Annotated in this window: 13 protein-coding genes; 4 read left to right on the forward strand and 9 right to left on the reverse strand. The window is 76.1% G+C overall.

The window, feature by feature from the left end:
• Positions 1-128: 128 nt before the first annotated feature.
• From ACFWIC_RS04225 to ACFWIC_RS04240, 4 genes are all read right to left on the reverse strand, one after another.
• Positions 129-1,217, reverse strand: a complete 1,089-nt coding sequence (locus ACFWIC_RS04225; protein ID WP_380515653.1) for an AraC family transcriptional regulator — start codon at positions 1,215-1,217, stop codon at positions 129-131.
• 62 nt (positions 1,218-1,279) lie between these two features.
• Positions 1,280-1,849, reverse strand: a complete 570-nt coding sequence (locus tag ACFWIC_RS04230) for an anthrone oxygenase family protein (protein WP_329881013.1) — start codon at positions 1,847-1,849, stop codon at positions 1,280-1,282.
• 161 nt (positions 1,850-2,010) lie between these two features.
• Positions 2,011-2,874, reverse strand: coding sequence for an NmrA family transcriptional regulator (locus ACFWIC_RS04235; protein WP_380515656.1), 864 nt, complete (start codon positions 2,872-2,874; stop codon positions 2,011-2,013).
• A gap of 195 nt (positions 2,875-3,069) precedes the next feature.
• Entirely contained in the window at positions 3,070-3,900 is an 831-nt protein-coding gene (locus ACFWIC_RS04240; RefSeq protein WP_380515659.1) for a putative protein N(5)-glutamine methyltransferase, read from the reverse strand.
• Positions 3,901-4,394: 494 nt separating this feature from the next.
• Between ACFWIC_RS04240 and ACFWIC_RS04245 the strand changes: the two genes are divergently transcribed.
• Positions 4,395-5,015, forward strand: a complete 621-nt coding sequence (locus tag ACFWIC_RS04245; protein WP_380515661.1) for an HAD-IA family hydrolase — start codon at positions 4,395-4,397, stop codon at positions 5,013-5,015.
• A 104-nt stretch (positions 5,016-5,119) separates the two neighbouring features.
• Here ACFWIC_RS04245 and ACFWIC_RS04250 read toward each other — a convergent pair whose 3' ends face one another.
• The 3 genes from ACFWIC_RS04250 to ACFWIC_RS04260 form a co-directional block, all read right to left on the reverse strand.
• Entirely contained in the window at positions 5,120-5,557 is a 438-nt protein-coding gene (locus ACFWIC_RS04250) for a hypothetical protein (protein WP_329881019.1), read from the reverse strand.
• A 299-nt stretch (positions 5,558-5,856) separates the two neighbouring features.
• Positions 5,857-6,747, reverse strand: coding sequence for a carbohydrate kinase family protein (locus tag ACFWIC_RS04255; RefSeq protein WP_380359771.1), 891 nt, complete (start codon positions 6,745-6,747; stop codon positions 5,857-5,859).
• Between the two features lie 3 nt (positions 6,748-6,750).
• Positions 6,751-7,677: a pseudouridine-5'-phosphate glycosidase gene (locus ACFWIC_RS04260; RefSeq protein ID WP_329952731.1), complete on the reverse strand. Its 927-nt coding sequence runs from the start codon at positions 7,675-7,677 to the stop codon at positions 6,751-6,753.
• A 119-nt stretch (positions 7,678-7,796) separates the two neighbouring features.
• Between ACFWIC_RS04260 and ACFWIC_RS04265 the strand changes: the two genes are divergently transcribed.
• Entirely contained in the window at positions 7,797-8,699 is a 903-nt protein-coding gene (locus ACFWIC_RS04265; protein ID WP_380515664.1) for a LysR substrate-binding domain-containing protein, read from the forward strand.
• A gap of 23 nt (positions 8,700-8,722) precedes the next feature.
• On the opposite strand, the gene ACFWIC_RS04270 is transcribed toward ACFWIC_RS04265, so the two are convergent.
• A complete protein-coding gene (locus ACFWIC_RS04270) occupies positions 8,723-10,288 on the reverse strand; it encodes a S8 family serine peptidase (protein ID WP_380515667.1) in 1,566 nt (521 codons plus the stop codon).
• A gap of 242 nt (positions 10,289-10,530) precedes the next feature.
• On the opposite strand from ACFWIC_RS04270, the gene ACFWIC_RS04275 reads away from it, so the two are divergent.
• Together ACFWIC_RS04275 and ACFWIC_RS04280 are read left to right on the forward strand one after the other, a co-directional pair.
• The gene (locus ACFWIC_RS04275; protein ID WP_329952734.1) at positions 10,531-11,301 is read left to right on the forward strand and encodes a Crp/Fnr family transcriptional regulator; all 771 of its coding nucleotides are present in this window, start codon (positions 10,531-10,533) and stop codon (positions 11,299-11,301) included.
• The gene (locus ACFWIC_RS04280) at positions 11,298-12,692 is read left to right on the forward strand and encodes a hypothetical protein (protein WP_380515670.1); all 1,395 of its coding nucleotides are present in this window, start codon (positions 11,298-11,300) and stop codon (positions 12,690-12,692) included. Before ACFWIC_RS04275 ends, ACFWIC_RS04280 begins: the two co-directional genes overlap by 4 nt.
• A 40-nt stretch (positions 12,693-12,732) precedes the next feature.
• On the opposite strand, the gene ACFWIC_RS04285 is transcribed toward ACFWIC_RS04280, so the two are convergent.
• Entirely contained in the window at positions 12,733-13,218 is a 486-nt protein-coding gene (locus ACFWIC_RS04285; protein ID WP_380359765.1) for a S26 family signal peptidase, read from the reverse strand.
• Between the last annotated feature and the right edge of the window lie 80 nt (positions 13,219-13,298).

The raw sequence follows: 13,298 nt of genomic DNA on the forward strand, positions 1-13,298 counted from the left end.
CCCGGGTGGTGGGACCCCCCCCCCCCCCCCCGCCGCACCCCCCCCCGCCGGGGGGGGGGGGGCGGGGGGGGCCCGGCCCGGGGGGGGCCCGGCCCCCCCGGGGGGCGGGCCCCACCGGCGTGTTCGTGTCAGCCGGCCAGCACGACGGTCGTCACCGCCGGCTGCGGCGGGGCGGAGTCCGATCCGCCGGCCGGCGCCACGGCCCCGGCGAGCCGGCGGTGCTCCTGCGGGGTCAGGCCGCGCACCCGCTTGAACGCGGTGCTGAGCGCGAACGCGTCGCTGTAGCCGACCCGGCGGGCCACCCAGGCGATCGTGTGCCCGGGGTCGCGCAGCAGGTCGGCGGCGGTCGCCAGGCGCCGGTTCGCCAGATAGGCCATCGGCGGCTCGCCGACCAGCGAGGTGAACCGGCGGGCCAGCCCGGCGCGGGAGACCCCGACCTCCGCCGCCAGCCCGGCGACCGTCCACGCCCGGGCGGGGTCGTCGTGCAGCAGGCGCAGCGCCGGTCCGACCACCTCGTCGTGCTCGGCCCGCAGCCAGGCGGGCGCGCCGCCGTCCGGGGAGGAGAGCCAGCCGCGCAGCGCGCCGACCACGAGCAGGTCCAGCAGCCGGTCCAGCATCACCTCCTGGCCGGGCTCGGCGCGGGTGACCTCGGCGGCCAGCAGGCGGACCAGGGTGTCCTCGGTGGTGTTCACCCCGGCGGGGCGGACCAGCAGGGTCGGCAGGTGGGCGAGGAGCCGGCGGCCGATCTCGTGCTCCTCCTGGTACGTCCCGGTGAGCAGGACCGAGGGCTGCTCGTCACCGGGCCGGGTCTCGCCCCAGGTCCGGAGGCCGAGGGCCATCTCGGTGGCGACGCTGACGCCGTCGCGCGAGCAGACCTGGCCGGGGCCGATCACGATCTCGGCCGCCTCCCCCGGGGCCGGCGGGGCGAGCACGGCGCCGGCGGTGGGGACACCGGCGGGGCCGGCGGGGAGGCCGTCGGTGCCGCCGTCGGTGAGGCGGTACGCGTCGGGCCCGCGCAGCAGCGCGAGGTCACCGGGCCGGACCAGCACCGGATCCCCGCCGTCGGGCCGGATCCAGGCCGCGCCCTGCAGCACGGTGATCACCGACAGCGGCGCGCGGTCCTCGATCCGCAGGGACCACGGGGCGCTGAGGACGGAGCGCAGCAGGAACGCGCCACGGGCCTTGGGGCCGTCGAGCAGCCCGGTCAGGGTGTCCATGAGGATCAAGCCTAGACGGAGGGCGCGGGTTGATCACACGTCAGTCCGGTGGACCGGACCGGTCAGCGGGACGCGGGGCGGCGGTGCAGCAGGAGGGCGCGGGAGAGGGCGACGACGGCGGCCGTGCAGAGCAGGGTGCGGCCGATGTTCGCGGTGGTCCAGACGGAGTCGAACGCGGCGCGCGCGGCCGTGGTGTCCATGCCCCCGGCGGGGTCCCCGGCCTGCGCCAGCCGGTCGTTGAGCGGGACGTTGACCACCGCGGTGACCACCACGGCGGCGGTGTAGAGCAGGGTCGCGACGGCCGTCCAGAGCGCGGCGGCGGACTGTCCCGAGCGGCGCAGCAGCCAGGTGCCCACGGCCGGCACCACGAGGGCCCCGAGGAAGACCGCGCCGAACACCGGGTTGGTGATCGCGGTGTTGATGTTCTGCATCGCGGTGACGTAGGTGCGGTCGTCGCCGGCGGCGAGGCCGGGCATGACGGCGACGTCGAAGGCGAAGAGGAGGCCGGAGATCAGGCCCATGGCTGCGGTGGCGGCCACCAGCACCGGGCCGGTGGCGCGGGAGGCGCCGGTGGTCGGCGCAGCGGTGGCCGCGGCGGCGGCGTTCACACGGGTCGGGGCGGCGGCGGGCACGGGGACTCCTCGGGGGGTGTGGTGAGGACTACGGGTGGGGGTGCCATCAGGACTACGGGCGGGAGCGGCGGACCGGCGGGCGGCGGCCCGGGGATCGCGGTGGGATCCCCGGACCGGGCCGGGACCGGGCTGCGGAGGAACCGGGCGGGCCCGGGGCCGGCTCAGGTGTTCCAGACACCCGACGCGGCGGCGGCGCGCGCGTAGTCCACGAAGTCACGCGGCGGGCGGCCGAGCGCCCGCTGGACCCCGTCCGCCAGGAAGGCGTTGCGGCCGTCCAGGATCATCGTGAACAGGTCCGCGAACTCGCCGGGCAGGCCGATCCCGGCCAGGACCTCGCGGAACTCGTCCGGGGTGACCGCCCTGTGGCGGATCTCCCGCCCGGACGCCGCGGAGAGTTCGGCGGCGACGTCGGCGAAGGAGAGCAGGCGCGGTCCGGTCAGCTCGTAGACCTGGCCGTGGTGGCCGTCCTCGGTGAGCGCCGCCACCGCCACGTCGGCGATGTCGTCCACGTCGACGAACGGCTCGTCCGCGACCCCGGCCGGCAGCGCCAGTTCGCCGGCCAGGACTGCCTCCAGGAGGAAGCTCTCGGAGAAGTTCTGGTTGAACCAGGCGCACCGGACGACGGACCAGCCGGTGCCGGCCCCGGCGACGGCCTCCTCGGCTGCCTGGGCGGCCTCCTCGCCGCGGCCGGACAGCAGGACCAGTCGCTCGACCCCTGCCTTGGCAGCCCGGCGGGAGAAGGCCCCGACCGTCTCGACCGCGCCGGGGAACGCGAGGTCCGGGTAGTAGGCCAGGTAGGCGGCGGTGACGCCGTCGAGTGCCGCGTCCCAGGTCGACTCGTCGCTCCAGTCGAACGGGACCGAAGCGGTGCGCGAGCCGATCCGGGCGGTGTGGCCGAGGGCCGTCAGGCGGTCGGCGACGCGTCGGCCGGTCTTGCCGGTGCCGCCGGTCACCAGCACCGTGGTGCCGGAGGTGGTGGGGGCGGTGGGGGTGGTGGTCTGCGTGTTCTTGGTGTCTTCGCTCATGGCCATCAGTCAACTCCGCCCGGAAGCGACGGAACATGGCCGCCGGTCTCAGTCGCATGTGCGCGCGTCTACGCCCCTCCCGCACCGTGCGCCCCGCCCGCACCGGCCTCCCGTGCCCCGGTGCCCCTGGCTCCTCCGTTCCCCAGGTGTCCCGGGACCGGCCGGCGTCCGGTCCCGGGGCACCTGGGGGCGGTGTCAGCCGGCCGCCGGGCGGGTGGCGGTGACCACGGTGGCGTCGAGGTCGTCGTCGAACGCGAGGGCGGCGGTCAGACCGGCGGCGGTGACCACGTCGAGGGCGGTCGCCGCCTGGCGGTCGCTGGTCTCGAACAGCAGCGTGCCGCCCGGGGCCAGCCAGTGCGGGGCGTCCGCCGCCACCCGGCGCAGCACGTCGAGCCCGTCGGTGCCGCCGTCGAGCGCGGGCCGGGCCTCGTGCAACCGGGCCTCGGCCGGGAGGAGTTCGACGTCGGCGGTGGGCACGTACGGGACGTTGGCGAGCAGGACGTCCACCCGGCCGCGCAGGTCGGCCGGCAGCGCCTCGAAGAGATCGCCCTCGTACACCTCGGCCCCGGCCGCGGCGAGGTTGCGGCGGGCGCAGCGGACGGCCGCCGGATCGAGGTCGGCGGCGTGGAGGGTGACGGGGCGGCCCGCCGAGGCGGCCAGCGCCGCCCCGAGGGCGCCGCTGCCGCAGCAGAGGTCGACCACCAGCGCGTCCTCGCCGGTCAGTGCGGGGGCGGTCAGTGCGGGGGCGGTCAGTGCGACGGCGGTGCGGACCAGGAACTCGCTGCGCCGCCGGGGCACGAACACGCCCGGGTCGACGGCGATCCGCAGACCCGCGAACTCGGCCCAGCCGACGACGTGTTCGAGCGGGCGGCCGGCGGCCCGGTCGCTGACCATCACGGCCAGTTCGGCGGCGGACCCGGCGGCGGCGAGCAGGATGCGCGCCTCGTCCTCGGCGAACACGCAGCCGGCGGCCCGGAGTCGGGCGGTCACGGACGAGCGCAGCGAGGCGGAGGAAACGACAGACAAGGAAACCCCTCGGAGAACAGGTGTGAGGACATCCGTCTCGGGGCTACCCGCGCATCCGTCGCCGTACGGCGACCTGCTCCACGTGGTACGGCCTGCGATGGTACTGCTAGGCGTACGACGCGGAGGCGTCGCGGTCACGGCCGGGGAGCACCCGTTCCGGCACAGCGGTCATGGGTCTCACCTCCCGTTCGAGCGCGTTCTTCTGCGGCGCCCGCCACCCTACCCCATGCGGGGGGCCGCCACGGCGGGACCGGATCCGCCGGGAGGACCGGCGGGGCATGCCCGGGAAGGGCACGAACCGTCGCGTGCCGCCCGGGCCGGATCCCCGGGGTGGCGCCGGCCTGTTCGCGCCCCGGTCCGGCACCTGCCGGTGCCTCCCGACGATTCCTGCTGGCTCCCGGTGCCGAGACCGGCCGGCGCTCCGGACCTCCTCGCACGGACCGCACGGAACCGGCCCTCTGGCGGTGGCCGCCCCGGGCTGGTACGCAGAGTCCATGACGATCCCTCGGCAACCCGAAGCCGTCCTGTGCGACGTCGACGGTGTGATCCGCTTCGTCGACCACGGCGAGGTGCGGCGTCTGGAAGAGGAGGCCGGGCTGTCACCCGGCACCACCGCCGCGGTGGCGTTCGCCGACGGCACGGCCCTGCGCCTGGTCCTCGGTGCGCTGACCCGGGACCAGTGGGCCACCGAGGTCGCCCACGGGCTGACGGCCACGGTGCCGGCCGCCCGGGCCCGGGCGCTGGCCGCCGCGCTCACCCGGGCGCCCGCCCGCGTGGACGCGACCGTGGTGGGGCTCCTGCGGAAGGCCCGGAAGCGGGTGCCGGTCCTCCTCGTCAGCAACGCCACGCTCTGGCTGGAGGAGGACCTCGCGGCGGCCGGGCTGGGCGACCTCGCCGAAGGCGCCGTCAACAGCGCCCGGGTCGGGGTGGCGAAGCCCGACCCGGAGATCTTCCGCGTCGCGGCCCGCCGGGCCGGGGTCGCGCCGGACCGCTGCCTGTTCGTCGACGACGGCCCCGCGAACGTCGCGGCGGCGGCCCGGCTCGGCATGACGGCGGTGGACTTCCGGGAGCCGGCCGATCTGCGGCGGGCCCTCGCACCGCTCCTGGAGGAGTGACCGGACCTCGCCGCCCACCCCGGACACCCGCCCCGGACCTCGAGCGGCGGGTCGGCGGTGTGGAGCGGGCGGCAGGCGGCGGGTCGGCGGCCGGCGGGGCGGGATCAGACGCGTTCCTCGACCTCGACGATCCGGTCGATCCTCCGCTGCAGCGCGTCGGCCTGGGCGCGGGCCTCCCGGGCGGCGGCGTGCTCGCCGAGGAGGTCGAGCGCGACGGCCTTCTGACGGAGGTCCGCCACCTGCTGACGCATCGCCGGGAGATCGTAGGTGACGGCGGCCGAGGACATCCTGGCGGGCGCGCCCTCGGCGGGCGCCTCCTTCTCCGGCTGGACGGCGCAGACCGCCCCGCCGGACTGGCCGCCCAGGCCGAGTGCCCCGCCGAGCAGCGTGCCGAGGACCTGTCGGCAGACGGCGGCCTCCTGCGCGTTGTGCGGCCCCTCGGCGGCGGCGGGCCGGGCGACGACCAGTGGCGCGGCCACCAGCGGTGCGGCGAGGAGCAGGGCGGAACAGACCGCGCGGACGGCGGACTCGACGATCTTCATGACGACCCCTTCGGGTAGGCGATGGACGAGCCATTCCCTACCGGACGGGGAGGCCCGGCGGCCGGACGCTGCGCCGTTCGAGGGCGTGTCCGGAGCGTACGCGGGGCCGGGCGAGGGGAAGCGGACGGACGGACGCGGCGCACCGGGCCCCGGGCGGGGCGCCGACGGGGGCACGACCGGGGCACCGAACGGGCCGGACCGGACCGCCCCGGGGGTGGGCGGTCCGGTCCGGGCGGCGGGCGGCGGGTGCCGTGGAGCCGGCCCCCGGAAGCCAGCCCCGGGAGCCGCTCCGGGGGCGGTCAGTCCGACGCGCAGGAGGCACCCGGCGAGGCCAGGACCCGGGCGGCGCACCGGTGACCGCGGGCGGCGGCCTCACGCAGCCCGCCACCGGTGAGCCGGCCGTCGAGGAAGGCCGCCAGGAAGCCCGCCGCGAAGGCGTCGCCGGCCCCGGTGAGGTCGCGGACCTCGCCGACCGGCGGAACGGGCACCGTGAACGGCGCCTCCCCCGGCACGTCGATCGTGGTCGCCTCGGCACCGGACTTGGTGACCACCGTGGTGGCCGCCAGCCGGGCCCGGCCGGGGCCGGGGCGACCGTCGACCAGCAGTCCGAGGTACGCGGACTCCTCCCGGTTGGCGAACAGCAGGGTGGGCGCGAGATCGGCGGCGAGCGCGAGGAAGCGCTCGCGGCCGAACCGGTCGAGCATCCCGGTCGAGGACGCGTCCAGCGAGCTGGTGCCGCCGGCCGCGCGCACCCGCCGGAGTGCCTCGACCGCCGTGCTCCCGACCGGCTCGCCGTCGAACGAGTAGGCGGGCACGTGCAGGTGCGTCAGACCGTCCAGCCAGGCGTCCGGAACGCCCTCCAGCAGGGTGGCCGCACCTCGGTCGGGAAGCATGGTGCGCTCCCCCGCGTCGTCGATGAGCACCACGATGCTGCCCGTCCTGCCCCGGCGCGCCACCCGCACGTCGACGCCGTGGCCGGTCAGTTCGGCGACCAGCCCGTGCCCGGCCGGGTCGTCGCCGACGCAGCCGAGGAAGCGGGTCGGACACTGGCCGGCGGCGAAGGCCGCGACGTTGGCGGCGCTGCCGCCGCGCCGCCGGAACACCTGGGCGTCGGAGTCGGTGCCGTGTCTCAGCGGGCCGTCCACCCAGACGACGACGTCCTCCACGAGGTCACCGAGGACCCCGAGCACCGGTCAGGCCCCGTTCCGGGCGGCGGCCAGCGCGGTGGCGATCTCGCCGCCCAGCCGGACGTTGCCCCGGTACACCTCGACGTTCACCTCCAGGCTGCGGCCCTGGGTGTCGCGCTGGATGAAGTCGAGCAGGAACGGCGTCGAGGCGTTGCCGGTGACGCCCTGGCGCTCGGCCTCGGCCCAGGCGCGGGTGAGCAGCGCCTCCAGCTCCTGCGGCGGGAGCTGCCTGGCCGGGTCGACCGGGTTGGCGATCAGGACGGCCTGCGGCAGGCCGAGTCCGTCACGGGCGTCGATCACCCGGGCTGCCTCCTCGGGGGTGTCGACCCGGTAGGCGATCTCGTGGCCGGAGTCGGTGACGTAGAAGCCGGGGTACTGGCGCGTGCGGTAGCCGATGACCGGGATGTTGAGGGTCTCGAACCGCTCCAGGGTGGCCCGGATGTCGAGGATCGACTTGACCCCGGCGCTGATCACGGTGACCGGGGTGGCGGCCAGGGTGGTCAGGTCGGCGGACTCGTCGAAGCTCTCGGACGCCCCGAAGTGGACGCCGCCGAGGCCGCCGGTGGAGAAGACCCGGATGCCCGCGCGGTGGGCGAGGAAGGCGGTGGCGGCGACGGTGGTGCCGCCGTGCCGGCCGAGCGCGGCGACCACCGGCAGGTCGCGGAGGCTGGCCTTGTCCAGGTCGTCGGTCCCGGAGAGTTCGCTGATCTGGTCGGTGGAGAGGCCGACCGTCGGCACGCCGGCGTAGACGCCGATGGTCGCGGGGACGACGCCGGTGGCCCGCAGCCGCTCCTCCGCCTCCAGGGCGACCTCCAGGTTGCGGGGCCGGGGCAGCCCGTGCGTGAAGATGGTCGACTCCAGCGCGACGACGGGGGTCCCGGCGGCGACGGCCTCGGTGACCTCGTCGGAGATACGGATGGGCAGTCCGGTCATGGCAGAGGCTCTCTCTCGGGGGCCGTTGCCACCACGGTGTGGCAGCGGTGTCCTCAGCCTAGGGAGGGGTCACATCGGGATCCAGAATGAGTCCTGGGCCATCTCATAGACTCCCGGCTATGAGTCTCACGCTTCGCCAGCTGGAGGTCTTCCTCTCGGTGGCCGACACGCTGCACTTCGGCCGGGCCGCCGAACGCCTGCACATCTCGCAGCCGACGGTCAGCCAGGAGGTCGCCCGGTTGGAGCGGACCGTCGGCGTCCAGCTGTTCGACCGCAGCCGGCGGGCGGTCCGGCTCACCTCCGCCGGGGAGGTGACGGCCGCCGAGTCCGCCCGCCTCCTCGCCCAGGCCGACACCCTGCTCGCCCGGGTCCGGCTGCACGAGGAGACCCGGACGGGTACGGCCCGGATCGTCGCCTCCCCCACCGTGGTCAACCGGCTGCTGCCCGCCGTGGTCAGCCGGGCCGAGCGCGAGCTGCCCGACCTGCTCCTGGCCGAACTGTCCGTGGACACCGGCCGGGTGTCCCCGACGCTGGCCGCCGAACTGGCCGACATCGGCCTCGGCCGGTTCCTCGACGACGTGCCCGGCTACCGGCGCGAGCGGATCGCCGAGGAGCCGGTGCACATCGCCCTCAGCCGGGACCACCCGCTCGCCGGGCGCGCGTCCGTCCGGCTGGACGAGCTGGGCGACCTGCCGCTGCTGCTCTGGCCCCGCGAGCAGAACCCGCGCTACTACGACCACGTGCTCGCGCTCTGCGCCGAGCGCGGGGTCGAGCCGCCGGTGCTGGTCGGCCCGGCCCGGATCGTCGGCTCCCGGCTCTACCTGCTGGCGCAGAGCCGGGCGTTCTCGCTGTTCCCCGCCTCGATGACCGGCCACCTCACCGAGGACGTGGTCACCGTCCGGCTCACGGACCGGGCCACCCTGCCGCTGGAGCTCCAGTGGCGCCTGGACGACCGCCGGCCCGGACTCGCCGCGCTGCGCGAGCTGATCCGGGAGGAGGCGTCCGCGCTGGAGACCTGCTGAGCCGCGCGGACGCTCCCCCGCCGTCAGAACCTCAGGTACCAGCCCCTGATCGTGCCGGGGAAGTAGCCCCCGGTGTCGGTCACCCGCAGCCGCCAGACACCGTTCGCGGTGTGCCCGGAGGCGTCGACCCCGTAGAGGGCGACGAGGTCCGTGGCGATGTCGTAGTTGCCCGCCGCGTGGAGCAGGAAGGCCGCGCCGTCCGGCGCCACCACCTCGACGTTGAGGTCGCTCCGCCACCAGTAGCCGATGTCCACGCCGACGTCGAGATCGCGCGGCGCCTTCCCGGGCACGCCGGTGACGGTGATCGGGGCCTCGACCGTGCCGATCCCGTCGAACTCCACCGGGGCCGGGGCGGCGAACCTCGGACCGCGCGGCCGGTTCGGCACCGTCCCGGTGTAGAGCAGCCGGTCGGGCGAACCCGGACCCAGCTCGTAGAGCGAGTCGACGGTGGCCGCGCCGGTCAGCGCCGCGGTGACCTGCGCGGGCGTGGCGGTGCGGTGCGTCGACAGGTACAGCGCGGCGGCGCCGGCCGCGTGCGGGGCGGCCATCGAGGTGCCGGACATGGTGACGCCGATCCCCTCGAAGTCGATCACGTACCACACCGAGGTGACGTCCACGCCTGGTGCGTAGAGGTCCACCAGCGGGCCGTAGTTGGAGAACGACGCCTGCGCGTCGGCCGAGTCGGTCGCCCCGACCGTGATCGCCGTGGGCACCCGGGCGGGCGAGTGCTCGTTCGCGTCGACGGCCTGGTTGCCCGCCGCGACGGTGTAGGTCAGCCCGGCGGCGATCGAGCGGGCGACGGCCGCGTCCAGCACCGGATCCGGGTCGCTGCCCAGGCTCATGTTGACGACGGCCGGACGGGCGGCGTTCCGCGTCACCCAGTCGATGCCCGCCACGACCTGCTCGGTGGTGCCCTCGCCGTTGTCGTCCAGGACGCGCACCGCGACGACCTTCGCCGCCTTGGCGACGCCGAACGTGGTGCTGGCCACCGTCCCCGCGACGTGGGTGCCGTGGCCGTGGCCGTCGTCCGCCACCGCGTCGCCGTCCACCGCGTCGTAGCCGTGGGAGGCGCGGCCCCCGAACTCCTCCGAGGTGATCCGCACCCCGGTGTCGACGACGTAGACCGTCACGCCCGCCCCGGCCGTGTCCGGGTACGTGTAGCGGTCGTCGTACGGGAGCCGCCGCTGGTCGACCCGGTCCAGGCCCCAGGCCTCCGGGGAGGTCTGCTCCCCGTCGACCCGGACCCGGCGGTTCGCCGAGACCAGCGCCACCGACGGGTCGGCGGCCAGCCGGCGTGCCTGCCGCTCGGTCAGGTCCGCGGCGAAACCGTGCAGCGCCGCGTCGTAGGTGCGGCGGACGGTGCCCCCGTACGCCCGGGCCAGGGTGGCCGAGGCGTCCGCCACCTCGCCCGCGCCGGCCGCCGGACGGTCGCCCCCGGGAAGCGACTTGAGCATGACGAGGTAGCTCCCGGGCAGGGCGTCCGGCGACCGGGCGCCCTGCACCACCCCCTCCGGCGCCGCCGCCGACGCAGGGAACACCCCTCCGGCACCGATCGCCAGCGCCGCGGCCGTTCCGAGAACCGCGAACACCCTGCGCAGTCGCCCTCCACCGTGCATGCCCGCCCGCCCCTCCGATGTCGAGTCCCCCGGACGACAAGCCTGACTGATCGTCAGATCACGTGCAATCAGCTCGGGTTGCCGTTCGCCGACGACCCAACGCGGCAGGCCGGGCCCCGGCTCCCGGAGACTGACAGCACCTCGGGCCGTGCGCTATCTTCCGTACGGAATCGCCCCGTTCGGGGCAGGGCCGCCGACCTGTGGGGGCAGGCACCATGGAGAGCGCGTCGCGGAGCGCACCCGAATCCGGCAGAACCCCGGGGGCCCGGCCACCGGGACCCCCGCCCACCCCGTTCCCACGAGGCCCGTTCGCCGGGCTCGACCACACCGACCTGCGGGAACTCGGCCGCCTGGGCACCCGGCGGATCTACTCCCCGGGTGAGGCCCTGATGATCGAGGGCGAGCCGGGCGACCGGGTCGCCCTCCTCCTGACCGGTTGCGTCAAGGTCGTGGCCGCCACCGAGGACGGCAGCGAGGCCCTGCTCGCCGTCCGCCTCCCCGGCGAACTGCTCGGCGAGATGGCGGTGCTGGACGGCGATCCGCGTTCGGCCACGGTGCTCGCCGTCCGCACCAGTACCGCCCGCGAGATCGCGGGCCCGGCCTTCCTCGCCTTCCTGGCCGACCGGCCCGCGGCCGCCCTCGCCGTCCAGCGATCGCTCAGCCACAAGCTCCGCGCCGCCACCCGCTACCGGGTCGACGCCGGCTGCGGGACCGTCCTGGTCCGCCTCGCCCGCACCCTCACCACACTGCTCCGCTCCTACGGCACCCCGACCGAGGACGGCCTGCGGATCGACATACCGCTCAGCCACGCCGACCTCGCCGCCCTGTCCCAGCTCTCCCCCGCCAGTGTGGAACGCTCCCTGCGCACCCTGCGCAACCAGGGCGCCGTCCGCACCAGCTACCGCCAACTCGTGGTCAAGGACCGGACGCTGCTCTCGAAGGCGGCCGGCCTCCCGCTCCCCCCGCACGGAGGTGACGGACGATGAGCGCGAAAGGAACCCCGGCCCGGCAGCGCCGCGTCTGCCTGGTGGTCGACATCGAGGCCTACAGCGGCCGGCTGTACCCGGTGCAGGGGGACATCCAGGACCGCCTCCACCGGGCACTGGACCACGCGTTCGTCCGGGCCCGGGTCGAACGCGGACGGTGCGAGGCGCAGGACCGGGGCGACGGCCAGTTGCTCCTGCTGCCCCCCGGAACGAACGAGGCGGTCGCGCTGCCGGGCCTGGTCCTCGGCCTGCGGGACGCGGTGCACACGCTCAACCGCTCCCCCGGCACCACCGGACGGCTGCGGATCAGGGTGGCGCTCGCCCAGGGCGGGGTGCAACGGGCCGCGCTCGGCTTCACGGCCCGCTCGGTCGAGACGGCCTGCCGGCTGCTGGACTGCGCGCAGGCCCGGGCCGCGCTGAAGGACACCCCGGAGGCCGACCTGGTCCTGGTCGTCACGGACGACCTGTACACCGACGTCTTCGAGGCGGGCGTGGGCGGGCTGGCCGCCGGGGAGTTCACCCGGACCACGGTGAGGATCAAGGACAAGCGCTTCGAGGCACACGCCTGGCTGGCCACGCCCCGGCGGGGCGAACTCGTCGCCCTGCCCCCTCCGCGGACACCCGGGACCCGGCGCCGCGCGGCGACCTCGGCGGTGCTCCAGGGCGCCCTCGACCTCCTCGCGGGCGCCGGACTCGGCGTCACCCCCTCGGTCCACCACGGCGGGGACGGCGGTCCGGGTCACGGACACGGCGGCGGGCAGGAGGCCGGCGGCAACGCGAGCCCGTCCGCACACCACGACGGCGACGACCCGTGGGAGGCTCCGAGCCACCACGGCGACACCGACGGCCACGGCGCCGGGCACGACGGAGGACACGGACACGGAGGCGCACACCCGAACGGGGACGGACACGGCCCGCACGGACCGGTGGACCACGCCGTCCACCACGACGACCCGTGGCACCCGAACGGCACCGGGGCGACGTACGGGGGCTCGGACCCGCACGATCCGTGGGAGGCGTCGCACCCCCGGCACCAGGACTCCCACGAGTCCGGCGCGTACGGCGGCGAGGGCCGTCACCCCTACCACGGCGACGCCGTGGACCCGTCCCGCACGGGCGACCCGCACGACCCGTACGACGGTCGTGCCCCGCACGACCCGTTCGACGTGCACGACGTGCACGACCCGTTCGACGTGCACGACGTGCACGACCCGTTCGACGTGCACGAGGGACACGGCGTGCACGACACGACCCACGGCCACGACGTCCCGGAGCCGCACCACGAGCACGGCGGGTACGACGCATACGACGGCTACCAAGGGCACGACCCACCGGACGTCCACTTCGGCCAGGACACCCACGGGGACGGCTGGCACGGACCGCACCGCTGAGGGCCCGCACCGGCCCTGGCGGCTCCCGGCGGCCCGGGGGTCAGCGACCGACCGGCCGCCCCGGGCCCAGGGGTGCGTCCCGGAGCCGGACGCCCTCCAGGACGACGCCCACCACGCCGGCGACCGGCACCGCGCCCCAGACCCGGGAGTCGGTGCTGAGGCCGGGGTTGTCGCCGAGGAGGATCAGCCGGCCGCCGGGCACGGCCGGGCCGGGGACGGCGTCGCGGACCTGGTCCGGAACCGGCTCGCCCGGCAGCGCGGCGAGCCGCTTGATCAGCAGCCGTCGCGGGCCGGCGCCGACCGGCGACGCGGTCGGGCGGCCGTCCTCGTCCGAGACGACCACGACGATCCGGCCGGTCCGGAGCCGGGCCAGGCCCCGTCGCACGACCAGCACCCGGCGGCCGGGGCGGAGTGCGGGGCTCATGCTCGGCCCGGACACCACGATCACCGAGAACACGGTGCGGGCCAGCGCGGCGAGCGCGGCCAGAACGAGGACGCCGGCGACGGCGGCGAGCAGCAGCGGCACGGTGGAACCTCCTGGTGCTACGGGGTCGTGACGGAACGGTGCCACGGGGGGCAGTGGGCGCCACGGGGCAGTACGGCTAC

Source organism: Kitasatospora sp. NPDC127035 (assembly GCF_042726075.1).
In the GTDB taxonomy this organism is placed as follows: domain Bacteria; phylum Actinomycetota; class Actinomycetes; order Streptomycetales; family Streptomycetaceae; genus Kitasatospora.